The sequence below is a fragment of the Solibaculum intestinale genome (genome assembly GCF_040096205.1).
Lineage (GTDB): Bacteria > Bacillota > Clostridia > Oscillospirales > Acutalibacteraceae > Solibaculum_A > Solibaculum_A intestinale.
Map to the genome: position 1 here is coordinate 19624 of NZ_JBBMFD010000021.1, position 24343 is coordinate 43966.

Here is a 24343-nt window from a genome sequence, read left to right on the forward strand (position 1 = left end):
TTATACTTGAAATGAAAAGCAGCACGAGGAGGAAACATATGGAAACGGAACTGAAACTACGATTTACAACCAAGGAGGGGTACGACCGCCTCCTCTCCCGCAAACGCCTGTCCAGTATGGTTTCGCGTAATATGATGGCCATTTATTACGATACCCCCGACCGCCGGCTACACCGGGAACGAATCTCCTACCGGGTACGCAGGGAAGGGGAACGCTACATCGCCACCATCAAAGCTCAGGGAGGCGCCAAGGACGGCATCCACCGGCGGCTGGAATGGAACATTGTCCAGCCTGACGCCGCTCCGGTTCCCTCCCGCTTCCTCACGAACGAGGTGTTCTCCACCGACCCGACACAGACCCTCAAGGAAATCCTGGCCGCCATGGGAAACGGTCCTTTTGAGGAACGCTGCCGCACCCAGTTTATCCGCCGCACCTCCAACATCACCAGCCCCGAAGCGGTGATCGAGCTGTGCGTGGACGACGGATTTCTAAGCGCAGGCGGAAAAACGGAGGAAATCTGGGAGCTGGAACTGGAACTTTGTTCGGGAAGCGAGGAATACCTGAAAAAAATGGGTGAGTTTTTCTGCAAGGAATACGACCTGGCCCCCGAAAACCGGTCCAAATACGCCAGGTGCCTGGCGCTGCTGGGGGAATAGTCTCTTCCCTTAGCGAAGCTCCACAATATTGGTGACGACCCCGGCCGGTGTCAGGTCGAGAATCCCGTAGGTACGCTTGCCTGTGCGGGACCCTGACACGGTGCCGGGATTTACGATATACAGGCCTTCTTCGTAAGACTGCATAGGCTCATGGGTGTGCCCATAGAGGAGAACCCGGGCGCCGGCAGTCCGGGCGGCGGACTTCAAATCATACAATGAGTATTTTACATGATAGTTATGTCCATGGGTATAGAATATAGACGTTTGGTCCACCGTAACCAAACCGATTTCCCGGGCGGCGCTCCCCCAGTCGCAGTTGCCGCGGACAGAAAAGAAGGTTTTGCCTGGATACTGGGGAATGAGTGCATCCAGCTCGGCAAGGCCGTCTCCCAGAAAGAAGACGGTTTTCGCCCCCGGCTGGGCGTCGATGGCTTCCTTGAGGGAAAAGGAATCCCGGTGAGAGTCGGAAAGAACCAAAATCCGCATGATAAGCGCCTCCTTTCGTTTTACAAAAGCGGAAACGTTTTCGTGTCACACCCCGCTTTTCCCGCATAGCATAGGGAGGCAGGGCTATGCATACATTATACTATGAGGTGATGGCATGAACAACCGTTTTCATAATCCGTCCAACAATCCAGCCAATCAAAACCGGCAAGCCTCCACCGGCCGCGCCCAGAACGCCAATTCCCAGGTCAACGGCGCGGACCGTTTGACCCCCAATATTTCCGCCGACAAGGAGCAGGAGCTGTTAAACGCCGCCAGCCAGCGGCTGGGACAAAGCCCGGACCGGCTCAAACAGGCTTTGCAAAACGGCGAGGTCAAGTCGATGCTCAAAAACATGTCGCCCCAGCAGGCCCAGAAGGTGGAAAGCATCCTAAACGACCCGGCCGCCGCGCAGAAACTGCTTTCCACTCCCCAGGCCCAGATGCTTCTCAAGCGGTTCATGGGAGGAAAGTAACGCCATTTTGTATCACGCAGAAGGGGGCTCCATATGGACGATCGTACCGAAAAGCTCAACCGTATCCTCTCCACGCCGCAAGGGAGGGAGGTCATCCGGAGCCTTGCCGACCTGTTGGACGAAGAGCCGGACGCAGCCGGCACCGGCAAAGGGAACTCCTCCCGAGGACAAAACCGTTCCTCCCAGCCCGCCCACCACGCAAGTCCGGGGCCATCTCAGCAGACCGGCGCCCAACAGAGCAGCCAAAACAAAAGCCAGGGGGGAAACAACGGCTTCGACCTTTCCTCCCTTTTGAGCTCTCTTTCCCAGGGACAAGGCCAGTCCTCCAGCCAGTCCAACCAAGGCGGACCGGACCTGTCCGCGCTACTCGGCGCCCTTTCTAAGGGGGGAGGGCAATCCTCCAGCCAGTCGGACCAGGGCGGGCCGGACCTGTCTGCCCTGTTGGGCGCGCTCTCGAAAGGAGGGGGCACAGGACAGGAAAGCGGCTCTTCCATGCCGGACCTGTCCGCGCTGCTTGGCTCTCTAGGCCAGGGAAAAGGCCAAGGAGGCGGACCGGATCTCTCCTCTCTGATGGGACTTCTGGGTCAGTCGGGAGGAGGTACGGGCGGGGCAAACAGCCTTATCAAGCCGGAAATGCTCCTGAAACTGGCGCCCTTGCTCGCGTCCATGGGCCAAGATGACGACCGTACCCGTTTGCTGGGCGCCCTGCGCCCCCATCTCAGACCCGAGCGGCAAAAAAAGCTCGACGAAGCGGCGCAGTTGCTCCGGCTTTCCCGCCTGCTTCCCCTGCTTCAGGAACAGGGCATTTTCCCAAGTCCGCGCTGACCGGCTCTCATGATAAATCGGATAGGCAGGAGGTGGGCCGATGAGCCCGATGGAATCCCGCGAAGAGATGCTTCGCATGCAGCAGGACGCCGTGCGCCGGGTCCGTGAAATGCAGGAACGGGCGCGGCGCACCCTGGAAAAAGGCCAAGAACACGTTGTGGGGCCGGGACCGGCGCCGCCCTCGCAGCGGGAAGAGTCCCATTCCCCGGGGCCGCCGGAAAACGGCAGGAGAGGCCCCACCCGCTATTCCATTCCCCAGCCCCTCAAGCATGCCCAGCAGCATCACGCGCCTAAGGAAAAGCCGCACCCGCGTCCCTTTCCACAAAGCAGCTCCCGCCGGGGCGGGACGCCAGCTCACCAAAACGGGGTCACGCCGCTGGACATCGGCGGCATTCTCAAAGGCTTGGGGATGGACGGCGATCGGCTGCTTTTGCTGGGAATGGTCCTCCTTCTGATGTCGGAAGGGGCGGACCGGATGCTGATTTTAGCGGTGGTTTACACCATGCTTTAGGTTAGCGGCCCAAAAGGGCCGCGCCGAGAATGCCCGCGTCGTTTCCCAAAGCTGCGCAGCAAATGCGCGGGAGCACGTTGTTGCGGCAGAAGGCATCCCTCTCGGCTGTCTTTCGTACCGGCGAAAGCACATATTCCCCTTCGTTTGCAAGGGCCCCGCCGATGAGCACCGCCTGGGGCTGCAAAATATTGATGACGTTGACTACGCCGTCGGATACATACTGCAAAAACCGGTCCACCACCCCTTTGGCGGCGGCATCCCCGCCCTTGGCTGCCTCAAACACGTTGCGGCCGTTTAGCCCCTCGCCGCTGTGCGCCAGGCGGGACAAGACGCTTCGCGGATGTTCCCGGGCCGTTCTTTTTGCCTGGCGCACCAGCGCCGTCATGGAAGCGTAGGCCTCCCAGCAGCCCCTTCGTCCGCAGGTGCATGGCTCTTCGCCGCTGCAAATCACCATATGGCCGAACTCGCCGGCGCCGAAGTTGAAGCCTTCATAGATGCGTCCATTCAGCAGGATGCCCGCGCCGATGCCGGTGCCGAAGGTGACGAGTACCAGGGAGGACAAGCCCTTCCCCGCCCCGACCTTTCCTTCCGCCAAAGCGGCGCAGTTGGCGTCGTTGGCCAAGAAAACGGGCTTGCCCGTAAGGCGGGACAGTTCCTTTGCCACAGGCACCCGGTCCCAGCCCAGGTTCCCGGAAAAGAGGACGACGCCCTGCTTGCTGTCCGGTGTTCCCGGGCTTCCCACACCGATGGAGGTCACCTGCGAATCGTCGATCCCTTCCTGATGAAGGAGGGCTTTCGCCAGCGCCGCCATGTCCTTCCCGATTTCCCGCCAGGGCCTTTGGGCATGGGTGGGAACGGAGGTCTTCGCAAGCAGGCGGTTTTCCTCGTCCACTAGGCCGGCTGCAATATTGGTGCCGCCAAGATCAATACCAATAGTATACTTCATTAGAATATCTCCTTATAGGATTTCTCCGGTAAAGGCTGCGTATTCCTTTAGCATATGGCCGTAGTCCATCAAAAATGCGTCAAATCCGGGCAGGGCGCGCAGACTTTCCACCGCCCGGGCGGCGGCGGAGGGAAAAGCCTTGTCCAGATAGGGCCCCGCCTCCTTTTGAAGTAGCGGGCAGAAGTAGGCGGCCCTAGGGTCTGGGACGATGCGCACCCGGCCTTTTTCCAACATGGGGGCGAAAGGATAGAGACGGCAGGACAAGGGCCGAAGCGCCCGGTCACAATGGCCCGGACAGACGGCGAATGCCACCCGCTGGGTTCCCATACGCTGCTTTGTGATGGTGAGAAAATCGGCCCGGGCAAGAGCCAATTCCTCAAATGGGAACAGGATCATTCCGTCCTCTTCCCCGCCCTGACAGCATTTTGATGAACAAAGCCGGCCGCAGTCGGCCGGGATGGGAGTTCTGCCGCCGAAAAGGCGGTAGGCCCGGCGGTAAAAAACCGGCGCCGCTTTCTCAGCTGGGATGGGACAACCCGTCATACCATCGCCCTCCTTTTCTCTATTTTCATGATAGCAGACCCTTCCTTTTCTGACAACGGGAAGTTTGCCCGGGGCCGCACGACAATTTTTTACGAAACTGTGAATTATACTAATATCAATTGCTTTTCCCTTTCTTGTCAGATATAATGAAAAATAGAGTATGATTGTAGTTAAATTTTACGTATTGCCGATTGCGGTTTCTCATCGGTGAAGCGTATGTGTGAAGGAGTGTATGGAATGGAAAAAAACAGATTTACCGAGATTACGCCTGAAATCCAGGCTTTGGCGGAGCTTTGCAAGGAAAATGGCTCCATTAATCCCGAGCTTTATACCAAATACGAGGTTAAGCGCGGCCTGCGCGACATCAACGGCAAGGGTGTGCTGGCAGGTCTTACGGAAATTTCCGAGGTCCGTTCTTACACCATTGTGGACAGCGAAATGATCCCCTGTGAGGGAAAGCTTTTCTACCGCGGGGTGGACATTGACGAAATTGTGGGCGGCTTTATCCGGGAAAAACGGTTCGGGTTTGAAGAAGTCACTTATCTGCTGCTCTTCGGCGATCTGCCCAATCACGAGCAGCTTGATGCGTTCAAGAAGATGCTGGCAAACTACCGCACCCTGCCCACCAGCTTTGTGCGCGACATCATCTTAAAAGCGCCCAGCTCGGATATGATGAATACCCTGGCCCGCAGCGTGCTGACCCTTTATTCTTATGACGACAACGCCAACGACATCTCCATTCCCAACGTACTGCGTCAGTCTCTGCAGCTCATTGCCCTGTTCCCCATGCTGGCGGTTTACGGCTACCAGGCCTACAGCCATTACCACGACGGCAACAGCCTCTTTATTCACGCCCCCCAGCCTGAGCTTTCCACGGCGGAGAACATTTTACATACCCTGCGCCCGGACAGCAAGTACACCGAGCTGGAGGCGAAGATTCTGGACGTGGCGCTGGTACTTCACGCCGAGCACGGCGGCGGCAACAACTCCACCTTCACCACCCATGTGGTATCCTCCTCCGGCACCGATACTTATTCGGTCATCGCGGCGGCCATCGGTTCTCTCAAGGGGCCCAAGCACGGCGGGGCCAACATCAAGGTGGTGCAGATGTTCGAGGACATGAAGGAGAAGCTCAAAGACTGGACCGACGAAGAGGAAATCGAACGGTACCTGGTGGCGCTTTTGCATAAGGAAGCCTTTGACAAGGCGGGGCTCATCTACGGCATGGGCCACGCGGTCTATTCCCTGTCCGACCCCAGGGCGAACATCTTTAAAAAGTTCGTCAAGAGCCTGTCGGAGGAGAAGGGCCGCACCAAGGAGTTCGAGCTTTACTCCATGGTGGAGCGCCTGGCTCCTCAGGTTATCTCCCGGGAGCGCAAGATCTACAAGGGCGTGAGCGCCAACATTGACTTTTACAGCGGGTTTGTGTACAGTATGCTCGACCTTCCAAAGGAGCTGTTCACTCCCATCTTCGCCATCGCCCGCATCGCCGGTTGGAGCGCCCACCGCATTGAGGAGCTCATCAACGCCGGGAAGATCATCCGTCCCGCTTACAAAAATGTGGCCAAGGGCCGGCCTTACATTCCCATTGACGAGCGGTAATTACGGTTTTCGCCCCCGCCTCCCTTTCCTGGGGACGGGGATTTGTTTTGAGGCGAAAGCGATCCAAAAAAAACGGTCCGCCGCTCCTATGTGGTCTTCTTTTTTGGACAATCCCAAGTCAGGACTTTCCTTTGAAGAACCATTGCGGCACGTTCACGCCGGATCCGGTGTGAACCATCATCAGATACGAAAGGATGCAAGCAGTATGATCATCGGCGCAGACTATTATCCTGAACACTGGTCCGTCTCCCGCTGGGAGACGGACGCGGCCATGATGGAAGAAATGGGGCTCACCGTGGTGCGATTAGCAGAATTTTCCTGGTCGAAGCTGGAACCGGAGGAGGGGAACTACGACTTCTCCTGGCTGGACGAAGCGCTTAACGTCCTGTCCGCCCACGGCATCTCTGCGATTCTGGGCACTCCCACCGCCGCTCCGCCCAAGTGGCTGATGGACAAATACGAAGGCATGTACAGCGTGGACGGCTACGGCCGTATAAGAGGCTTCGGCTCCAGGCGGCATTACTGCTTCAACAGCCCCGATTACCAGAAGGCGGCCCGCCGCATTGCCGCAGCCTTAGGCGCCCACTACCGGGCGCATCCGGCGGTGGTCGGCTGGCAGATCGACAACGAGTTCGGCTGCCACAACGACGAGGTCTGCTTCTGCGGGCACTGCCAGCGGGAATTCCGCCGATGGCTCAAGAGCAAGTACGCCACGGTGGAGGAACTCAACCGGGCATGGGGAACGGTGTTCTGGAGCCAGACCTATCGGTCCTTTGACGAGGTGATTGTGCCCGGCTACGCCCAGTGCGACGGGGAAAGCACACGCAACTTCTGCCACAATCCGGGGCTGCTGCTCGACTATATGCGCTGCCGTACCGACAACGTGGCCGCCTTTTTGGACCTGCAGGTGAAGGCCTTAAAAGAGGCCGGCTGCTCCCAGCCGGTCACTCACAACTTTATGGGCAATTACGACCATCTAGACTACTTTAAACTGGCAAAGGGCGTGGATTTCGTCTCCTGGGACAATTATCTTTGCCATCAATGGCAGCAATCCTCCTATGGGGATGCGGCTCTGGCTCACGAGACCATGCGGGGGCTCAAGCAGAAAAAGTTCTGGGTCATGGAGCAGCAGAGCGGCCCGGCAGGCTGGTCGGTGATGGGCGACACTCCAAGGCCGGGGCAGCTGCGGCTGTGGTCGTGGCAGGCGTACGCCCACGGAGCCCAGGCGATTGTGTATTTCCGCTGGCGGGCCTGTCTGTTCGGCACCGAGCAGTACTGGTACGGCATTCTCGACCACGACGGGGTTCCCCGCCGGCGGTACCGGGAAATCGGACAGACGGCCAAGGAGCTGACGCGTATCGACGAAATGCTGGCGGGGGGCGGCCCGGTCAGCGAGGCGGCGCTCATCAAAAGCTATGACAACGCTTTCTCCCATCAATTTCAGCCCCATAACCCCAAATTCGACTACAACGCCCTTCTGCGCTCCTATTACGAAGGGCTGATGCAAAACGGCGTGTCCTGCGACGTGTGCTCCATTGACGACGATTTGTCCCGCTATAAGCTGGTCATTCTCCCCGCCTTCCAGCTCGTAACCCCTCCCATGGCCAAAAAGCTCAGGGACTATGTGAGCCGGGGCGGGCATGTGGTACTCTCTTTCCGGTCGGGTGCGCGGGAATGGAATAACCAGATGACGGAGCGGACCCTGCCGGGTCTGTTCCGGGAAATTACCGGCGTGACCGTCTCGGAGTTCAATTCCATCCTTTACGGAGACCCCATTCCGGTGAAGGGGCCCTTCGGCAAGAGCGAAGCTTCCATCTGGTGCGACCTGCTTGAACCGGACACGGCGAAACCTTATGCCGTTTACGGGGGCGATTATTGCGAGGGGGCGCCCGCCGTCACCGTCAACGCCTTTGGCAAGGGCAAGGCTTGGTACGTGGGCTGCGACCTGGGTGCGGACGCTATGGAGTTGCTGCTTGGCGACGTGCTCAAAGACGCGGGAATCACCCCGCCCGTTTCGGACCTGCCAAAGGAAGTGGAGGCAGTCTCCTGGGAATGCCCGGATGGACAGAAGGTCCTTTTCCTCCTCAACCACGGGAAGGATCCGGTATCCGTGCCGGTGTCCGGCTTCTCCAAGGAACTTTTGTCCGGCCTGCCAGCAGCACAAACGCTGACCCTGGAGGGGTATGGAATTGGAGTCCTGACGTAAAAAATTGGAACATTTTATGAATTTTTGGTGAAGACGTGGACAGGCCGCCGTTTTTCGAGTAAGATATATAGTGAAAACGTTCAAAAAGGGGAAGAAAAATGATGCGAAATATTTTGGCCCTTCTGCTTGTTGCAGGTCTGGCCTGCCTGACGCTCACCGCCTGCGAAGGCGATCCCTCCGATCAATACCGCTATTCCAAGCCGGACGACTTGTCCATCGTGACGCCCTCCTTTCCGGAGTCTTCGGTGGATGAAGCCGCTCAGCAGCTGACCAAAACCGCCATTGAGCTATTAAGCGAAGATGCGGCTGTTATAGATCTGTTTTTCAACGGTTACGTAGAGGATGGAGAATACCTGGATGAGGAGACGGACGCGGAAAATTACACGCAGGTTCTCTCCAACACTTTCCCGTCCTTTGCCTCCGTTAAGGAGAAGATGAATGAAATTTACGCAAACGACGAGTCTGCTAATTTCTTTTTGTCCTTTCCAAATGCGGAAAAGCCCCGGCTCAAAGGGGACGACAAAAGTCTATATGTGTTAGACGATGAGGACATTATCAAATTCCCGGCCTATGTGGATGTGCAAGAAGTCACTATTCTTGAATATACCGATACCTCGGCGACGATTGAGTTTACCTATCGGGGGCCGGATTACTTCTATTTTGACTCCAACGAGGATATGCCGTTCCCCTCTAACCGCATCAATATGTACCTGGTGGACGGGGTATGGAAGCTGGACACTAGTTTCTACCAGTACTACGCCGCCAACAACCCGGATATGCCTTGGGTGACGCAGTCGTATTCTTCTTCCAGCGCGGTCTCCCAGTAACGGCAAAGCTTTTTTCTTCAACAAACCCCGTGGTGCATCGGAGAAATCCGTGCATCATGGGGTTTTCTTTCCTTCGCGCCGATGGAAAGCTATATCTAAAAGAAAGCGGCTCGTTCTCCTGTTGTGGAGAACCGGGCCGCTTGTGTCACACCTGGGAAGATGCCTCCTGCTTTGCCGCCGGTTCCGGCGGGGGCGTCCAGGCGGATTTTGTTTCCTTGCGGCGCAGGAGGCGCAACACCATCTGCCCGTCAGACCGCCGCACCGGAATCAGAGCGTTTACCAGCCGGTATCCCGCCATGGCAATGGTACTGCAAAGCAGCGCGTCCCATCCGAAGACGCCGGTGGGGAACCACAGCACACCCGCCAGCACCAGGGAGGTAAAGAACAGGGACGTAGTCATCATGCCGCCGGAATAATAGGAAGCAAGGCTGGCATTCTCATCCACCAGATCCGTTTCTTCCGGTTTCAGGGTCATCTCGCAGTGAATGGTAAACAGGCAGCTGCGCTCAAAGCCGAAGACGATATGCCCCCCATCCCTGTGCCAGCAAAATGGGCCGATGTGAAACAGAAGCAGCTCTAAGCCGGAAAGCTTTCCCATAAGCAGCCTTCCTCCTTCATAGATAAGGGTCACCAAAATGGCCGCTGCCGTGAGCAGTCCGGCAAAGGCTGGCAGCCGCCACAGGCCGGGACCCGTCAGGTTAAAGCCGTGCTGTTCGAGAACCGCCAGCGCGTATCCGGCGCCCCCACCGACCGCCACCGCCCCCAGGACGGACAAAAAGAGAGACAATCCTAGCTTTTCACGTTCCTTCATCTGTTTCCTTCCCCTTCTTTGAAATGTGTTTTCCATTATATTCCACACTGAAATAGGAATCTCGTCGAATCCGGGAGGCAAAGCTGGAAAGGCTTCATCTTCGGAAGGGAAATTTCATATGGACGGCCTAAGTATTTGCCCGCGATGCTTCCATCCTCGCGTACTGTCGGCGGGGTGGTGCGGTCGGCTTCTCCGGTGATGGTATAGGCGGTGCGTTCGTCCACCACTGCAATGCCGACGACGATTAAGGCCGCGGCGCTCAGCAGAGTAAAGGTAACCACACAGACAAAGAGGGTTCGCTTAACGGGAGAATATTCCTTTCTTTTTACATCCTTCATATTGATTTAGAGTCCTTTCAAGGTCTGGGCCAGGCATTTGCCCACGAGCTCTCCCGAATAGACCGCTTCCTCCAAGGTATTGGCGTCGGTACCGAATTCGAGCAGAATGGAGCCGGGGCTTAAATTCTGGTTATAGCAGGCGTTTTTGAAGTTGAGGGGACGGGCAAGACCGGGGTAGGAATCGGCCATGCTCTGCTGCACGCGGGCGGCAAGACGGAGGTTCTGCTCCCAGTTGGGGTAGGAAACGCCGTTGTCGTACTCGCAGCCGGAAATGATCATCACCTGGGCGGCCTTTTTGCCGTTGATGACGGCGGTAGGCTTGACCTTGGTGCCGTCCGAACGGGTGATGGCGTCCCGGTGGACGTCCAGTACTACCTGGATGGAGGGATATTGCTCGAGCATGGCGGTGACCACCGCGCCGGACCGGTTATAGGCGCCGTTGTAGGCGGGGTAGTCGTGGATTTCCGTATCGTGGATGACGCCGATGCCCGCGTCTTCCAGCTGTTTTTGGATTTCGTTTCCAATCCGGACCATGTTGAGGTTTAAATCCGTGCGCCGGGCGGTGACGGTGGTATCGTAATAGCCGCGGTCGGCTAACTCATAGCTTTCGGTGGTATGGGTATGCACAATGAGCACCTTGGGCCCTTCGGTGGACATATCCACAGTGGGCTTGGTCTCCAGGATGTTCTTGATATCTATTGTGCGCCCGGTTGAATTCTTTATCCAAACGCTGCCGTAATTATCGCCGGAATTCTCAAAAAATTCTTCGCTGATGGGGCCTCTGTTTTCCTGTGGCACCTCATCGGGCGCGGGAATTTCACTGCTCTGAGACGAAGATTGGGCGCTTGACTGAGCAGGCGTCTGGGCAGGCGTGGCGCTGCTGGCGCTGGACGTCTGGGGTGCGGCGTCCGGCGGCTGCTTGGAGGACGCCCGGGATTCGAACAAGGCGCCGGAGCCTTCGGGCAGCAAAAAGGCGGCCGATAGGATAGACAGCTGGTCTGCCACCGAGCCCAAGGAGGGTACCACGGCGCATAAAATCAAAAGAGACAAAACGGCCGCCACGGTAGAGACCGCCTTTTTTTTCAGTTTTTTGGGTCTTTTGTGCTTTTCCATCGTCTTCTTGCCTTTTCTCCGCTGCCGTGGGCGGGGATGTGCAATTTGGTCCACCGGCTGAATTTGGACGTTGGGCGAGGGAACCCCCGCACCTGTTTTATGCTATGCGGAGAGAAAAGCAGGTATGCCTCTTCTTTTTCGGCACAAAATTTCTTCGAGCCTTGCAAACAGGGCCGCTTTCCCCTATACTGATGCTGACTCTATGCAAAAATTTTTGTAAACAGCAAAGGAGAGCACGATGTTTCAGGTACGAGGCGTAACCAAGCGCTACGGCAAGGTCGTGGCCAACGACTCCATTAGCTTTGACGTCAAGGACGGCGAAATCGCGGTGCTTTTGGGTCCCAACGGGGCGGGAAAATCCACCATTATCAAATGTATCGCGGGGCTTTTGCGCTTTGAAGGGGAAATCGACCTGTGCGGTTATCCCAACAAAAGCCTTCAGGCAAAGGCCTTACTGGGATACATTCCGGAAATGCCGGCGGTATACGATCTTTTGACGGTGGGCGAGCATCTGGAATTCATCGCCCGGGCCTACCAACTTACCGATTGGGAAGGGTACGCCGACGAGCTTCTTTCCCGCTTTGAGCTTACCGACAAAAAAGAGAAGCTGGGCAAGGAGCTTTCCAAGGGGATGCAGCAAAAGGTCAGCATCTGCTGCGCCCTTTTGCACAGGCCCAAAGTCGCCATTTTTGACGAGCCGCTGGTGGGGCTGGACCCCCATGCCATCAAGGAGCTCAAGGACATTTTTGTGGAGCTCAAGCAGGCGGGGGCATCGGTCCTCATCAGCACGCACATGCTCGACAGCGTGGAGGATTACTGGGACGTGGCCCATATTATGATGAACGGTTCTTTTGCGGCTACCAAGTTTAACCGCCCCGGCCAGGAAGGGGAAAAGACGCTCGAGGAGCTGTTCTTCGACATTACCGAAGGAAAGGGCGCCGCACAATGAAAGGATTACGGTATCTCTTCTTTACGACTGTGAAAAACTCCATCAAGGAACTCGTCAAGCATCCGGCAAAGCTGGTGATGGTGCTTTTCTTCGTCCTGCTCATCGGGATGATGGTGGTATCCTCCCTGGCGGCCCCTTTGCCTACCAATGAACGCAGGGACCCGAAGGAGCTGGCGGCCATGGTGCTGGTGCTCTACGGGTATATGTTCTTTCTAGGTTCGAACAACGGGTTTTCCTCTGGCGCGTCCTTTTATTCCATGGCGGACGTAAACCTCTTGTTCTCCTGCCCCATCTCCCAGAAAAAGATTCTGGTGTACGGGCTGGTCCGCCAGCTGCAAACCTCCCTGCTTCTGGGCTTTTTCTTGGTTTTTCAGTATGGCTGGCTTTATAATACCTACGGCATTTCAATTGGAGCCATGCTCGCTATTCTGCTGGGATACGGCGCGGTGACCTTTTGCTCCCAGCTAACGGCCATGACCATCTATTCCTTCACGAGCGCCGACGAAGGGCGCAAGCGCCTGATCAAATACACCATGCGCGGCGTGTACCTAGTGCTCATCGCGGCGGTGGCGGTGCCCCTCTTGGAAAACACCCAAGACCTGCTGGGCAGCGCGGTGGCGTCAGCCACGGCCCCGTGGGTGAACTTTATCCCGGTCTTCGGCTGGCTGACGGCGGCGGTAACCGGCGTTTTAGCGGGGAACTGGATCTTAGTAGCGGCGGGAGCCGGGGCGACGGTGTTGTTTGTCCTGCTGATGCTTGTGCTGGTCACCAGGATGCACGCCGACTTTTATGAAGACGTGCTCAAGGCCACCGAGGTCTCCTTCTCCGCCATCACCTCCAAAAAGGAAGGCCAGCTGCGCGAAACGGTGCCAAAGAACGTCAAGACCGGGCCCGTAGGCATCGGGGGCGGCTCAGGCGCGTCCGCCTTTTACTATAAGCACAAGGTGGAAAACCGTCGGGCGCGGGTGTTTTTGCTGGACACCACGTCGCTGGTGTTTGTGGGGGTTATCCTGTTCTTTTCCTTCTTTATGCGCGACGGGGGCTTGGTATCCGTCTTTGCCTTTGCCACCTACATGCAGATTTTTTCCGTGTCCATGGGCCGGTGGCTGCGGGAGCTTACTTTGCCTTACGTCTATCTGGTACCGGCCGGGGCCTTTCAAAAGCTTCTGGCCATCTGCCGGGAAACCTTCCTGAAAATCTGCGTGGAGGCGGTGCTGGTGTTTCTCCCGGCCGGGCTTATTTTGCAGGCAAAACCGCTGGAGATTGCTGCTTGTATTTTCGCCCGCATCGGCTTCGGCGTGCTCTTTATGGCGGGAAATATCCTGATTGAGCGGATTTTGGGAACGCTGACCAGCAAGACGCTGATTTTGTTCCTCTATTTCCTCATTCTAGTAGTGCTGGCGGCACCGGGCGTGGTTGTGGGCGTTATCGTCGGCATTTTCCTGTCCTCCACTGCGCTGGCCTTTGCGGCAATGGCCGTGTGGAACCTGGCGGTGTCTGTTCTTATTTTCTACCTGTGCCGGGACATTCTCAATTACGCGGAGCTCAACAACAAATAAGCAGACAAAAAAGGGCCGGGAAATATCCCGGTCCTTCCTGTTTCGCGGTTTTTTTGCGCTTGGCCTGCATAAACCCCTCCTAGACGGAAGCATACTAACGATATGAGTTTCATTGGCGGGAGGCGGTTTCATGTCCAGACTACACAAACGGGTGGTGACCCTGTATGCGGTCACCGCCGTCTTTTTTATGGTGCTGCTGCTGCGGGTCTTTACCGTGTCGTCCGGCACCCAGTTTGCCCAGGCGGCCCAGCAGAATTCCACCCTGTCCTTGCAGGTGCCGGGCAGCCGTGGCATTTTTTACGACTGCAACGGCGAGCCGCTTGTGGGCGGGCAGGACGGATACCTGGCCGCCGTCAGCCCCGAACCGGAGGCGGCCACCGCTCTTTCCACCGTGCTCGATGGAGAAGAGATGGACCAGGTTCTGGAACGCATGGGAGAAGGAAAGCCTTTTCTCCTCAAGCTCCCCACCTCCGTATCCGCCCCGGGGCTGATCCTCTTTCCCGCCTACACCCGGTATAGCGACGGGCAGACGGTGAACCATCTGCTGGGCTACACCGACAACACCCAGGAGAAGGGCCTGAGCGGCCTGGAAAAGGCCTACGACAGCTTTCTGACCGGCGCGCTGCCGGCGAGAAAGGTTGTCTACTCGGTCAATGCCCTGGGCCGGCCCCTGTCCGGCATTTCCCCTAAGGTGCAAAATACCCAGACGGAGCTGAAAAAAGGCATTGTCCTCACCTTGGACAAGGATATTCAGAGCATCGCCCAAAAGGCGGCGGACGAGTACATTCCAAGCGGAGCCATCGTGGTGCTGGAGATTCCCACCGGAAAAGTGCGGGCCAGCGTGAGCACGCCCTCCTTTACCATGGACACGCTGGCGGCGGCCATGGAATCGGAGGACGCCCCTCTTGTAAACCGGGCCCTGCAAAATTATAACGTGGGGTCCTCCTTCAAGCTGGTGACGGCCGCCGCTGCCCTGGAAGCGGGATACCCCATCGAGTGGGAGCACGAATGCACCGGCAGCGTGGACGTGGCGGGAGTCGTCTTTCACTGCTACAACAACAATACCCACGGCAATTTGACTATGGAAGGAGCACTGGCCAAGTCCTGCAACACCTATTTTATCTCCTTAGCAAGAGAGCTTGGGTATGAGCCGATTTTGTCTATGGCCAAGCGGCTGGGGTTTGGGTCCTCTTTGCAGCTGTGCACCGGCGTAGCCACTCCCGAGGGGGTTCTGCCCGAGGAAAACGTGCTCGCTTCCCCGGCGGCGGTGGCGAACTTCGCCTTCGGCCAGGGGGACCTGCTGGCCACGCCTATGCAGATGGCGTCTCTGGTCAACTGCATCGCCTCCGACGGGATCCTCACCACCCCTTCCCTAGTAGAGTGCTTCCTCGATGAAAACGGGGAGGAAACCCAGGTGGCCAAGATGGACGGGGTGCAGGCATTGAGCCCGGACATTGCCCGCACCCTGCAGAAAATGATGGCCGCCCCCCTTTCCTACGGCACCGCCACCACCGCCATGCCGGACAATGGGGGCGCCGGCGGCAAGACCGCCACCGCTCAGACCGGTATGTATAACAAAGAAGGGAATCCGGTCAACCAGTCCTGGTTCGTAGGGTATTTCCCCTATGAAAACCCCCGGTACGCGGTGGCGGTGCTGGCGGAGGACACCATCCAGGGCAGCAAGACCACCAACCCCGCCTTCAAATACATCGCCGACCATGTGAAGGTGGAATAAAGCGGCGCCCAGATTCATGGGCTATTTTCCTATAACTCCTCGGTAGCAATTCTAAAAAAGCGTTTTAGCCATCGCGTTTATATACAAAACAAAAGAAATATCGCAGGGAAAACTGGACTTTATAGGATTTGTTCTGCGCCGGTCAGCGATTCCACCGTAATTTTTGTTCCAAGGCAGAAACCCTCGTAAAAAGCCTGTTCATTGGTCAGGGCAAGATATTCATTGATACAGTCGTTATATTTTTGTAAAAGTCCTTCTAGCTTTTCATTAAGGTTTTCTTCAAGATTTTTAAGGTTACGTTGTAGTAAAATTTCAAGCTGCTTTATTTCCGGATTGTTTTTCCCTAAATACCGAACAGGTTCAAGGGTTCCGTTCCAAAGCTGTTCAATTGTATTCGTCATAGTATCACCTCGTTTAAGCTTGTAAAATGATTATATATTCGAATTGGATAGAATAAAATAACGCAAATATCCTTTTTAGGATACCTATTCTCAGGAATAAGGGATGGTTGAGAAGATAGGCCACCGTCTTATTTAAACATGCCTTGACAAGGGAAAAAACAGACCGTATAATAAAAACAATGAAGATCGTTTTATACGGACACTTGGCATTGACGGGAAGAAGAAGCCGCCGCGCAGCAGAGAGAAAGCCGTTTTGCTGAAAGGCTTTTGGCGTTTTTGGCGTCTGTCCGGCCGCCCCCGAGCCGCCGCGGCGAGGAGCCGCGCGTCACTCCGGCGTTAACGGAGAAAAAGCGGCGTTTTGTTTCAAAACGCAATTTGGGTGGTACCACGGAATCGCTTCCGTCCCGATTGGGAACGGAAGCGTTTTATTTTTTATGAGGATGTGACTTTGACCATGCAGTGGACAGGACTCAACGAACTCCGCGAAAAATACCTTTCCTTTTTTGAGAGCAAGGGGCATCTGCGTTTGAAAAGCTTCCCGCTGATCCCGCAGAACGACAAAAGCCTTCTGCTCATCAACTCCGGAATGGCGCCGATGAAAAAGTACTTTACCGGCGAAATCACGCCGCCCAGCAAGCGGGTAACCACCTGCCAGAAGTGCATCCGCACGCCGGACATTGAGAGGGTGGGCAAGACCGCCCGGCACGGCACCTATTTCGAGATGCTGGGCAATTTCTCCTTCGGGGACTACTTCAAGCACGAGGCCACCGCCTGGGCCTGGGAATTCTGCACGAAGGTGCTTAAACTGCCGGTGGACCGGATCTGGGTGAGTATTTACGAGGACGACGACCAGGCCTTCGACATCTGGACCAAGGAAGTGGGAGTCTCCCCCGACCGGATTGTTCGTTTGGGCAAGGAAGACAACTTCTGGGAGCACGGCACCGGCCCCTGCGGCCCCTGCTCGGAGCTCTACTTTGACCGGGGCGAGGAATACGGCTGCGGCTCCCCCACCTGCGGGGTCGGGTGCGACTGCGACCGGTATGTGGAATTCTGGAACCTGGTGTTCACCCAGTTTGATTCCGACGGCAAGGGCAACTATACCCCTCTCGACCATCCCAACATCGACACCGGCATGGGCCTCGAGCGCCTGGCCTGCATCATGCAGGGGGTGCACAACCTGTTCGAGGTAGACACGGTGCAAAATATCATGAAGCACGTCAGCCGGATCGCAAACGTGCACTATGGAGACAGCGAGAAAACCGACGTTTCCCTGCGGGTCATTACCGACCACATCCGCTCTACCGTCTTCATGATCGGCGACGGGGTCATGCCCTCCAACGAGGGGCGGGGCTATGTGCTGCGCCGGCTTTTGCGCCGGGCAGCCCGGCACGGGCGGCTTCTGGGCATTCACGAGCCGTTCCTCTCTGAGGTGGCGGACACGGTGATTCTTGAAAACCGGGATGCGTATCCGGAGCTTGCGGAAAAGAGCGTGCTCATCAAGAAGCTCATTTTGGTAGAGGAAACCTCCTTCGGCAAGACCATTGACCAGGGCCTTGCCATGCTGGATACGGCGGTGGAAAACCTCTCCGGAGATACCCTTTCCGGCGAGGACGCCTTCAAGCTTTACGACACCTACGGCTTCCCGTTGGATTTGACCATGGATATTTTAGAGGAAAAGGGCCTCAAGGTGGACGAGGAGACCTTTGACCGCCTGATGAAGGAGCAGCGGGAACGGGCCCGCGCTTCCCGCAAAGCCGCCACGGCGGAGGCCTGGGCGGGGACCCGGTCGGTGCTGGCCGACTGCCCGGCTACGGTGTTTACCGGCTATGAGGGAACCGAGACCACGGGCAAGGTTTTGGCCATCGTGCGGGAAGGGGAGCTTTCCGAGGCGGTGAGCGAGGGCGAAGCCCTGGTGGTTCTGGACCGGACCAGCTTCTACGCGGAAAGCGGCGGCCAGGTGAGCGACAGCGGCGTTTTAACCTTAGACGGCATGACCTTCCGGGTGTTCGGCTGCTTTAAGACGGCAACCGGCGTATTCGTCCATCGGGGCACCATCGAAAGCGGTGTTCTGAGCGTGGGAGACACGGTAACCGCGTCAGTGGACAAGGAGCGGCGGCTTGCCATCATGCGAAACCACACCGGCGCCCATCTTTTGCAGGCGGCGCTGCGTAAGGTTCTGGGCGACCATGTGGAGCAGGCGGGCCAGATGGTGACCGAGCAGACCGTCCGGTTCGACTTTACGCATTTCTCCAGCCTGACGCCGGAGGAACTCCAGGACGTGGAGCAGATGGTAAACGAGGTCATTCTGTCGGCCATGCCGGTACAAACCCGGGAAATGCCCATTGCCGAAGCAAAGGCCATGGGAGCTATGGCTCTGTTCGGCGAAAAGTACGGCGATGTGGTCCGGGTGGTAAAAGCCGGGGACTTTTCTATCGAGCTGTGCGGCGGCACCCATGTGGACAACACGGCGAAGCTGGGCCTCTTTAAGATTCTCTCGGAAGCGTCGGTAGCCTCCGGCGTGCGCCGCATCGAAGCGGTGACCGGCGCAGGCGTTCTCGACTATATGAACCATTTAAACGGCCTTCTTCACAGCACGGCGGCTGCCCTCAAGGTGCCAAACGTGGAGGACCTGCCTCAGAAGGCTTCCCAGGCCATGACCGAAGGGAAAGCCAAGGATAAGGAAATCGCGGCCCTAAACAGCCGGATTGCCCAAATCCGCATCGACGGGCTCTTTGCAGGCGCCGAGGTCATCGAAGGCATTCATATCGTCTCGGCTCTCTTCTCAGGCACCGGGCCGGACGCGCTGCGCGCCATCTGCGACCAGGTCAAGGACATGCGGGACGACACGGTGATTGTCGTGGCGGGGACCTTGGGCGACAAGGCCACCATCGCGGCCTCCTGCGGCAAGCAGGCAGTGAAAAAGGGTGCCCATGCGGGCAACCTGGTGAGAGCGGTAGCGAAAATCGCCGGCGGTTCGGGCGGCGGACGGCCGGACACGGCCATGGCCGGCGCCAAGGACCTGACGAAGCTGGACGAAGCGCTGGAAGCGGTCAGCTCCATCGTCAACGATATGATCAACAAATAATCCATCAAGGAGGAACCGAATATGGACTGCCTTTTCTGCAAAATCATCGCCGGAGAAATCCCGTCCACGAAGGTGTACGAGGACGAGCTGGTATACGCGTTTGAAGACATCAATCCCCAGGCACCGGTGCACGTGCTAGTGATTCCGAAAACGCACATTGCTTCGGCGGCGGACATTACGGGGGAAAATTCCGCCCTGGTGGCTCACATTTTCGAGGTAATCCCGGGCATTGCCAAGAAGCTGGGGCTCAAAAACGGCTTCCGGGTGGTCACCAACTGCGGTGACGACGGAGCTCAGACCGTCAAGCATCTGCATTTTCACATCATGGGCGGCCGGCCGCTGCAGGGCCAGATGGGTTAATCCCATCCAACATAAAAAGGGGAACAAAAAATGGATTGCTATACCATGCAGATCTGCGGGCTGACCCGCACCTTAAAACGCTGCCCTCTTAATGAGAAAGTCGACATTGCGGCCTTTATTTTGTTCGGCGACGCGGAGCTGACCGTAAAGGCGGCGGAGGAGCTGCTCAAAAAAAGCCCGGACTTCGACGTAATTATGACCGCTGAGGCCAAGGGCATCCCGCTGGCTTACGAGATGAGCCGCCAGAGCGGGAAGCGGTACTATGTGGCAAGAAAGGCCACCAAGCTCTATATGCGCGATCCCATTGCGGTTGAGGTGAAGTCCATCACCACCGCCCGGGTACAGACGCTGTACCTGGACCGGGATGAGGCGGATTCTCTTTGCGGCAAGCGGGTGCTGATTGTGGACGACGTGATCTCCACCGGGGAATCCTTAAACGCCATTGAAGCGCTGGTAAAGGAAGCGGGCGGGCTCATCGCGGGCCGTGCCACTGTCCTTGCGGAAGGGGACGCGGCAAACCGGGACGACATTCTCTTTTTAGAACCCCTCCCCTTGTTCTTCAAATAACCAAAACGTTTTTTAAAGACAGGCGGTGACAAAATGCGACGGACTCTGGCGGTGGTTGGCTTTTCCTGGCTGCTGACGCTGGTGGCCGCCGCATTTTTGGGTTTTACGGCGGCCATCGTGTTTCTGGTCATGACGGCGGCAGGCGCGGTTGCGGCCTTTCTGGTCCCGGCGCTTCGCAAGGGCCGTGTGATTCCGGCGGCTTTGCTTGCGTGCACGCTGGCGCTGGCTTCCTTTTGCCTGACCGAGCAGTTTTCCTACGCGCCCATTGTCCGCTTGGATGGACAAACGGCCAGCGTCACCGGGTATATCACCGACCTGCCGGAATACACCACCGGCGGGCGGTACCGGTACACTCTGCAAATCACCTCGGTAGATCTGCCCGGTGCACCCCAGAATTTCAGGGTCACCTACACCAACGACTTTTTGCTCAACGCCGAGCCCTTCGACGAATTCTCTGGGGACGTGACCTTTTCGAAGCCCTACAGTCCCACGGTTCTTAACTGGAAAACCAAGGGTGTTTACCTGACGGTGCGCAGCGAGGACGGATTTTCGTTCACCACGCCAGACACGAAGCCTTTCTATTCCCACATCGTTTCCCTTCGGGCAGCCATGCTCGAGCAAAATCGGAAGATGCTCGCACCCGACGCGGCCGAGCTCATCAACGGGGTGCTTCTGGGTGTGGACGATTTCATCGACCCACAGGTTCGTCAGGATTTCCGGGACAGCGGCATCAGCCATTTGCTGGCAGTGTCCGGCACCCATATCGTGATTTTGACCGGGTTTGTGATGCTGCTGCTGAGGCGTCTCAAGGGAAAGATATGGATCAAGAATTTGATTGCGGCGGGATTTGTTTTCTTCTTTATGGCGCTGACCGGGTTTACCCCGTCGGTGGTGCGGGCGGGCATTATGATGCTGGTGGTGCTTTTCGGCGGAATCCTTCGCCGGCAGAGCGACCCGCTCAACTCTCTTGGGCTGTCCGCTCTCCTTCTGACGGTTCTGAATCCCTATGCGGCGGCGGGAATCGGGCTTTTGATGTCCTTTTCGGCCACATTGGGCATCATTCTTTTAGCGGGCCGGCTGGACAGAGCCATGGTTTCCCGCATGCCGGACATCCGGGTAGTGGGCGGCCTCCTTCGAAAAGGCAGCGGGATTGTGGCCCAGTCCCTGGCGGCGACGCTCTTTAACACGCCGATTTTGATTCTGGTGTTCGGCCAGCTGTCCCTGGTCGCGCCGCTGACCAACGTGCTGGTGATGTTCCCGGCCTCGGGGATGCTGCTGATGGGCGGGCTTAGCTCGGTACTTTCTCTGCTGGGCCCCTTTTCCTTCCTGGCATATCCCTTTTCGCTCCTTGCGGGGCTTCTTGCCCGGTATCTTATGGGCGCGGCCCGCTTCTGCGCCCATCTCCCCTTCTCCACCGTGAGCACGGCAGAGGATTATTTCCTTTTGTGGCTGTGCGGGACCTTGATTTTGGTAGCGGCAGCGCTTCTCCTGCGAAAAAACGGGACACTGCTGCGTATGACCGCCCTGCTTTCCGCCATCTTGCTCTTTTGCGGGATTCTGTCGGGGCAGCTTCTCAACCGGGGCGTCACCTCGATCGCGGTTATCGGGTCAGAAGGCGGCTCGTCGGTGGTGCTTACCAAGGATGGCCGGGCGGCGGTCATCGGCTGCGGCGGGGCATGGGACATTGGATGGGAAACCAACGAATATCTGGCGGCAAACGGGGTCAAAAGCATCGACCTTCTTTTGCTCCCCAAGCTGAACGACGAATACGCGTCGGGAGCTTCGGAGCTGCTCAACACCTATGAGGTAACGCTGGCCATGCTCCCGGAGGACGGGAGCGAAGCGAAAAAGCTGGAGAAGGCCGTAGAAGAGGACACCATCTGCCAGCCCTACGCTTCCTGCGAAATCGCGCTTTGGGACGGGGTTACGCTGCAGATTGTAACCCAAGGAGAGGAAAGCCTGATTCTCATCCGCGCCGGTACCACGGCCACGCTGTTCGCCACCGAGGGAGCGGACGGGTCGGCGTGCCCAAGTGTCCCGCTGCAAGCGGCGGTGTTTCACGCCAGCCTTCCGGCGTCCTTTCATCAGGTAGGAAGCCCGCTGGTCCTGGTGACGGGAGAAACGAAAACGTCCGCGCCCGCCCTCATCCGGCTGCAAGCTCTGGAAAAGAGCGCTTTCGCCGTACCCAACGACACCTTTGTGGTGCGCACCCGGGGAAACGCGGATGTGATGGTAGAAAAAATCCGATAGACGAAGAAAGGACAGATCATGCCGGCCATCAATGAATTGGAACTCAAAAAGCAAATCAAAGCAGGGGACCTTTCGCGGGTGTATCTCCTGCACGGCGCGGAGGACTATCTTAAAAAGCTCTACTGCAAGCAGCTGGCCGATAAGGCGGTCGGTGACGGGATGGACGACTTTAACCGGATGCAGTTCGAGTGGAAAGAGTCGTCGGTGGACGAAATCGCGGACGCGGTGGAGATGCTGCCGGTCATGGCCGAAAAGCGCTGCGTGATCGTGCGGGATTTTGACGCGGAAAGCGTGAACGCCTCCGAGTCGGCCAAGATGACCGAGCTTCTCAAGGACCCGCCGGAAACCTGCGTGCTGATTTTCCGGCTGGACGCGGTGGAGGCCAACCTGAAACGGTCCTCGAAATGGAAGACCTTTGTGAAAAAAATCGACGCGGTGGGCTGCTCGGTGGAGCTGGGACGGCGGGATGCGGCGTCCTTGGGGAAAACGTTATGCGCGGCGGCGGCAAAGCTGGGCTGCACCCTCAGCCCTCATAACGCAAGCTACCTGGTGACCCTGTGCGGCAGCGACATGCAGACGCTGTTCCACGAGCTGGAAAAGGTGTGCGCTTTTGCGGGGAGCGGAGAGATCACCAAAGAGCAGATCAAGGCGGTGGCCACCCCCACTCTGGACGCGGGCGCGTTCGACCTGGTGCGGGCCATTACCCGCAGGGAGGCGGACAAGGCGTTTTCCCTGCTGGATACGCTGTTTGCCAACCGGGAGGAGCCGGTGATGCTGCTGGCGGCGCTGTGCTCCACCTATGCGGACTTATACCGGGCAAAGGTCGCTAGCATGGGCGGGGAACCGGCGGAGGCCCTCAAGACCTGTTTTGACTACCGGGGGAAAGAATTCCGCCTGCGAAACGCGGCGAGAGACTGCGCGTCTTTGGACCTGTCCCGCCTGCGGGCGGCGCTGGAGCTGCTCAGCAAGGCCGACCGGATGCTCAAAGGGTCGAGAACCGACCGGCGGGTGATTCTGGAACAGACGGTGGCCGGGCTGCTGGCGGTATAGAAAAGGAGGGCCGGGGATTGCTTAAAATTAAGGAAGCGGTGATCGTGGAAGGCAAGTACGACAAGATCAAGCTTTCCTCCCTCATCGACGGGCTGATTCTGGAAACGGACGGGTTTGCCATATTCAAAAACAAGGACCGGCTCAAGCTTTTTCGCCGGCTGGCCGAAACCCGGGGCCTTCTCATCCTCACTGACAGCGACGGGGCGGGCTTCGTCATCCGCCGGTACTTGGGCGGTTCCATCCCCACGAAGTACGTCAAGCACGCGTATATCCCCGACCTGTTGGGCAAGGAAAGCCGCAAGGCACAGCCCTCCAAGGAAGGGAAGCTGGGGGTGGAAGGGGTTCCCAAGCAGGTGATTCTCGACGCGCTTAAAAGGGCGGGGGCCACCTTCGAGGAACTGGACGAAGCGCCGCAGACGCAGGGCGAGCCGATTACCCCGGCGGACTTATACGAGGACGGCATCACCGGCCGGGCGGACAGCAAGCGCCGCAGGGGGCTTTTGCTCAAGGCGCTGGACCTGCCGGAGCACCTGTCTTCCGGGGCGCTCTTGCAGGTGCTCAACACCGTTTGCACCAAGGAGGAATACCGGGCGGCGGTGGCGGCGCTTATCACGGAAGAAACCCGCAGTGGAATCAAGGTTTGATTCCACTGCGGGTTTCCTTTTTGCTTCTGGGATAGGGCGTTTCTTCGTCGGTCAGTTCGGCTAGGTAATCCATGCTGGTTCCAAAGAGCTTGGCAAGCTCCCGGCATTGAGAAAGGGACGCCTCCCGGCGCCCGCATTCGATCTTCGAGTAGACGCTCTGATCAATGCCCGTTTTCATCGCAATTTGAATCTGCAAAAGACGATTGCGCTTTCGAAGGATGCGGTAGCGGCTCATTTCGATCCCTCCTCCATGGCCTTTATTATGAAGAATTTTTCACGGCTTATTAGGGAGAATAACCCTAAATTTTTTTATTTTTTACGCTTTCAATTCGTCGGAATCTGACGTTCGATTTCTACCTGACTTCGTGTTCATTTCTTTCGCGTCGCCGAAAGAAATGAACACAGAT

The 24343-nt window shown here is 57.4% G+C and carries 24 protein-coding genes; 16 read left to right on the plus strand and 8 right to left on the minus strand.

Annotation, left to right across the window (positions count from 1 at the left end; translation table 11 throughout):
* Positions 1-38 precede the first annotated feature (38 nt).
* The gene (locus WMO26_RS10725) at positions 39-656 is read left to right on the plus strand and encodes a CYTH domain-containing protein (protein ID WP_349220317.1); all 618 of its coding nucleotides are present in this window, start codon (positions 39-41) and stop codon (positions 654-656) included.
* A 9-nt stretch (positions 657-665) separates the two neighbouring features.
* Here WMO26_RS10725 and WMO26_RS10730 read toward each other — a convergent pair whose 3' ends face one another.
* Complete coding sequence (locus WMO26_RS10730; protein ID WP_349220319.1) at positions 666-1142, minus strand: metallophosphoesterase family protein; 477 nt, start codon at positions 1140-1142, stop codon at positions 666-668.
* Positions 1143-1257: 115 nt separating this feature from the next.
* On the opposite strand from WMO26_RS10730, the gene WMO26_RS10735 reads away from it, so the two are divergent.
* The 3 genes from WMO26_RS10735 to WMO26_RS10745 are packed head-to-tail and all read left to right on the plus strand — an operon-like array spanning position 1258 to position 2950.
* Complete coding sequence (locus WMO26_RS10735) at positions 1258-1614, plus strand: hypothetical protein (RefSeq protein ID WP_349220321.1); 357 nt, start codon at positions 1258-1260, stop codon at positions 1612-1614.
* A 33-nt stretch (positions 1615-1647) separates the two neighbouring features.
* Positions 1648-2439, plus strand: a complete 792-nt coding sequence (locus WMO26_RS10740) for a hypothetical protein (RefSeq protein ID WP_349220323.1) — start codon at positions 1648-1650, stop codon at positions 2437-2439.
* A 40-nt stretch (positions 2440-2479) separates the two neighbouring features.
* On the plus strand, positions 2480-2950 hold the full coding sequence (locus WMO26_RS10745) for a hypothetical protein (protein WP_349220325.1): 471 nt from the start codon (positions 2480-2482) through the stop codon (positions 2948-2950).
* A 1-nt stretch (position 2951) separates the two neighbouring features.
* Here WMO26_RS10745 and WMO26_RS10750 read toward each other — a convergent pair whose 3' ends face one another.
* Together WMO26_RS10750 and WMO26_RS10755 are read right to left on the minus strand one after the other, a co-directional pair.
* Positions 2952-3896, minus strand: a complete 945-nt coding sequence (locus WMO26_RS10750) for an ROK family protein (RefSeq protein ID WP_349220327.1) — start codon at positions 3894-3896, stop codon at positions 2952-2954.
* A 12-nt stretch (positions 3897-3908) separates the two neighbouring features.
* Positions 3909-4439, minus strand: a complete 531-nt coding sequence (locus WMO26_RS10755) for a hypothetical protein (protein WP_349220329.1) — start codon at positions 4437-4439, stop codon at positions 3909-3911.
* 237 nt (positions 4440-4676) lie between these two features.
* On the opposite strand from WMO26_RS10755, the gene WMO26_RS10760 reads away from it, so the two are divergent.
* From WMO26_RS10760 to WMO26_RS10770, 3 genes are all read left to right on the plus strand, one after another.
* Complete coding sequence (locus WMO26_RS10760; protein ID WP_349220331.1) at positions 4677-6041, plus strand: citrate/2-methylcitrate synthase; 1365 nt, start codon at positions 4677-4679, stop codon at positions 6039-6041.
* 205 nt (positions 6042-6246) lie between these two features.
* Positions 6247-8247, plus strand: a complete 2001-nt coding sequence (locus WMO26_RS10765) for a beta-galactosidase (RefSeq protein WP_349220332.1) — start codon at positions 6247-6249, stop codon at positions 8245-8247.
* 98 nt (positions 8248-8345) lie between these two features.
* Positions 8346-9074 carry a hypothetical protein gene (locus WMO26_RS10770; protein WP_349220334.1) on the plus strand — a complete coding sequence of 243 codons (729 nt, stop codon included), beginning with the start codon at positions 8346-8348 and terminating at the stop codon, positions 9072-9074.
* Positions 9075-9219: 145 nt separating this feature from the next.
* Here WMO26_RS10770 and WMO26_RS10775 read toward each other — a convergent pair whose 3' ends face one another.
* The 3 genes from WMO26_RS10775 to spoIIP are packed head-to-tail and all read right to left on the minus strand — an operon-like array spanning position 9220 to position 11336.
* Positions 9220-9885, minus strand: coding sequence for a hypothetical protein (locus WMO26_RS10775; RefSeq protein WP_349220336.1), 666 nt, complete (start codon positions 9883-9885; stop codon positions 9220-9222).
* Between the two features lie 35 nt (positions 9886-9920).
* A complete protein-coding gene (locus tag WMO26_RS10780; protein ID WP_349220337.1) occupies positions 9921-10223 on the minus strand; it encodes a hypothetical protein in 303 nt (100 codons plus the stop codon).
* 6 nt (positions 10224-10229) lie between these two features.
* The gene (gene spoIIP, locus WMO26_RS10785) at positions 10230-11336 is read right to left on the minus strand and encodes a stage II sporulation protein P (RefSeq protein WP_349220338.1); all 1107 of its coding nucleotides are present in this window, start codon (positions 11334-11336) and stop codon (positions 10230-10232) included.
* 238 nt (positions 11337-11574) lie between these two features.
* On the opposite strand from spoIIP, the gene WMO26_RS10790 reads away from it, so the two are divergent.
* The 3 genes from WMO26_RS10790 to WMO26_RS10800 all read left to right on the plus strand — a co-directional run bounded on the left by WMO26_RS10790 (position 11575) and on the right by WMO26_RS10800 (position 15579).
* Positions 11575-12285 (plus strand): ABC transporter ATP-binding protein, encoded by a 711-nt coding sequence (locus WMO26_RS10790; protein WP_349220340.1) that lies wholly within the window; start codon positions 11575-11577, stop codon positions 12283-12285.
* The gene (locus WMO26_RS10795; protein WP_349220341.1) at positions 12282-13844 is read left to right on the plus strand and encodes a putative ABC exporter domain-containing protein; all 1563 of its coding nucleotides are present in this window, start codon (positions 12282-12284) and stop codon (positions 13842-13844) included. Before WMO26_RS10790 ends, WMO26_RS10795 begins: the two co-directional genes overlap by 4 nt.
* 130 nt (positions 13845-13974) lie before the next feature.
* Entirely contained in the window at positions 13975-15579 is a 1605-nt protein-coding gene (locus tag WMO26_RS10800) for a peptidoglycan D,D-transpeptidase FtsI family protein (protein ID WP_349220343.1), read from the plus strand.
* Positions 15580-15698: 119 nt separating this feature from the next.
* Here WMO26_RS10800 and WMO26_RS10805 read toward each other — a convergent pair whose 3' ends face one another.
* Positions 15699-15980, minus strand: a complete 282-nt coding sequence (locus WMO26_RS10805; protein WP_349220345.1) for a DUF6809 family protein — start codon at positions 15978-15980, stop codon at positions 15699-15701.
* 454 nt (positions 15981-16434) lie between these two features.
* Between WMO26_RS10805 and alaS the strand changes: the two genes are divergently transcribed.
* Genes alaS through WMO26_RS10835 form a run of 6 tightly spaced genes read left to right on the plus strand, consistent with a single transcriptional unit; the run spans position 16435 to position 23936 of the window.
* Positions 16435-19065, plus strand: coding sequence for an alanine--tRNA ligase (gene alaS / locus WMO26_RS10810; protein WP_349220346.1), 2631 nt, complete (start codon positions 16435-16437; stop codon positions 19063-19065).
* 21 nt (positions 19066-19086) lie between these two features.
* The gene (locus WMO26_RS10815) at positions 19087-19425 is read left to right on the plus strand and encodes a histidine triad nucleotide-binding protein (RefSeq protein ID WP_349220348.1); all 339 of its coding nucleotides are present in this window, start codon (positions 19087-19089) and stop codon (positions 19423-19425) included.
* 30 nt (positions 19426-19455) lie between these two features.
* Positions 19456-19992, plus strand: a complete 537-nt coding sequence (locus WMO26_RS10820; protein ID WP_349220349.1) for a phosphoribosyltransferase family protein — start codon at positions 19456-19458, stop codon at positions 19990-19992.
* Positions 19993-20025: 33 nt separating this feature from the next.
* Positions 20026-22242, plus strand: a complete 2217-nt coding sequence (locus tag WMO26_RS10825; protein WP_349220351.1) for a ComEC/Rec2 family competence protein — start codon at positions 20026-20028, stop codon at positions 22240-22242.
* Between the two features lie 18 nt (positions 22243-22260).
* Complete coding sequence (gene holA / locus WMO26_RS10830; RefSeq protein ID WP_349220352.1) at positions 22261-23292, plus strand: DNA polymerase III subunit delta; 1032 nt, start codon at positions 22261-22263, stop codon at positions 23290-23292.
* 17 nt (positions 23293-23309) lie between these two features.
* Positions 23310-23936 (plus strand): ribonuclease M5, encoded by a 627-nt coding sequence (locus WMO26_RS10835; protein ID WP_349220354.1) that lies wholly within the window; start codon positions 23310-23312, stop codon positions 23934-23936.
* On the opposite strand, the gene WMO26_RS10840 is transcribed toward WMO26_RS10835, so the two are convergent.
* Positions 23926-24171, minus strand: a complete 246-nt coding sequence (locus WMO26_RS10840; RefSeq protein ID WP_349220356.1) for a helix-turn-helix domain-containing protein — start codon at positions 24169-24171, stop codon at positions 23926-23928. The two genes, WMO26_RS10835 and WMO26_RS10840, sit on opposite strands and share 11 nt — an antisense overlap.
* Positions 24172-24343 lie beyond the last annotated feature (172 nt).

Excerpts from the sequence above, each read along its gene's own strand:
- WMO26_RS10790 (WP_349220340.1), top strand. The coding sequence starts at position 11,575 with ATGTTTCAGGTACGAGGCGTAACCAAGCGCTACGGCAAGGTCGTGGCC.
- WMO26_RS10735 (WP_349220321.1), top strand. The coding sequence starts at position 1,258 with ATGAACAACCGTTTTCATAATCCGTCCAACAATCCAGCCAATCAAAAC.
- WMO26_RS10750 (WP_349220327.1), bottom strand. The coding sequence starts at position 3,896 with ATGAAGTATACTATTGGTATTGATCTTGGCGGCACCAATATTGCAGCC.
- WMO26_RS10730 (WP_349220319.1), bottom strand. The coding sequence starts at position 1,142 with ATGCGGATTTTGGTTCTTTCCGACTCTCACCGGGATTCCTTTTCCCTC.
- WMO26_RS10760 (WP_349220331.1), top strand. The coding sequence starts at position 4,677 with ATGGAAAAAAACAGATTTACCGAGATTACGCCTGAAATCCAGGCTTTG.
- WMO26_RS10815 (WP_349220348.1), top strand. The coding sequence starts at position 19,087 with ATGGACTGCCTTTTCTGCAAAATCATCGCCGGAGAAATCCCGTCCACG.
- holA (WP_349220352.1), top strand. The coding sequence starts at position 22,261 with ATGCCGGCCATCAATGAATTGGAACTCAAAAAGCAAATCAAAGCAGGG.
- alaS (WP_349220346.1), top strand. The coding sequence starts at position 16,435 with ATGCAGTGGACAGGACTCAACGAACTCCGCGAAAAATACCTTTCCTTT.
- WMO26_RS10840 (WP_349220356.1), bottom strand. The coding sequence starts at position 24,171 with ATGAGCCGCTACCGCATCCTTCGAAAGCGCAATCGTCTTTTGCAGATT.
- spoIIP (WP_349220338.1), bottom strand. The coding sequence starts at position 11,336 with ATGGAAAAGCACAAAAGACCCAAAAAACTGAAAAAAAAGGCGGTCTCT.
- WMO26_RS10770 (WP_349220334.1), top strand. The coding sequence starts at position 8,346 with ATGATGCGAAATATTTTGGCCCTTCTGCTTGTTGCAGGTCTGGCCTGC.
- WMO26_RS10740 (WP_349220323.1), top strand. The coding sequence starts at position 1,648 with ATGGACGATCGTACCGAAAAGCTCAACCGTATCCTCTCCACGCCGCAA.
- WMO26_RS10775 (WP_349220336.1), bottom strand. The coding sequence starts at position 9,885 with ATGAAGGAACGTGAAAAGCTAGGATTGTCTCTCTTTTTGTCCGTCCTG.
- WMO26_RS10745 (WP_349220325.1), top strand. The coding sequence starts at position 2,480 with ATGAGCCCGATGGAATCCCGCGAAGAGATGCTTCGCATGCAGCAGGAC.
- WMO26_RS10800 (WP_349220343.1), top strand. The coding sequence starts at position 13,975 with ATGTCCAGACTACACAAACGGGTGGTGACCCTGTATGCGGTCACCGCC.
- WMO26_RS10755 (WP_349220329.1), bottom strand. The coding sequence starts at position 4,439 with ATGACGGGTTGTCCCATCCCAGCTGAGAAAGCGGCGCCGGTTTTTTAC.
- WMO26_RS10725 (WP_349220317.1), top strand. The coding sequence starts at position 39 with ATGGAAACGGAACTGAAACTACGATTTACAACCAAGGAGGGGTACGAC.
- WMO26_RS10765 (WP_349220332.1), top strand. The coding sequence starts at position 6,247 with ATGATCATCGGCGCAGACTATTATCCTGAACACTGGTCCGTCTCCCGC.
- WMO26_RS10795 (WP_349220341.1), top strand. The coding sequence starts at position 12,282 with ATGAAAGGATTACGGTATCTCTTCTTTACGACTGTGAAAAACTCCATC.
- WMO26_RS10825 (WP_349220351.1), top strand. The coding sequence starts at position 20,026 with ATGCGACGGACTCTGGCGGTGGTTGGCTTTTCCTGGCTGCTGACGCTG.
- WMO26_RS10780 (WP_349220337.1), bottom strand. The coding sequence starts at position 10,223 with ATGAAGGATGTAAAAAGAAAGGAATATTCTCCCGTTAAGCGAACCCTC.
- WMO26_RS10805 (WP_349220345.1), bottom strand. The coding sequence starts at position 15,980 with ATGACGAATACAATTGAACAGCTTTGGAACGGAACCCTTGAACCTGTT.
- WMO26_RS10820 (WP_349220349.1), top strand. The coding sequence starts at position 19,456 with ATGGATTGCTATACCATGCAGATCTGCGGGCTGACCCGCACCTTAAAA.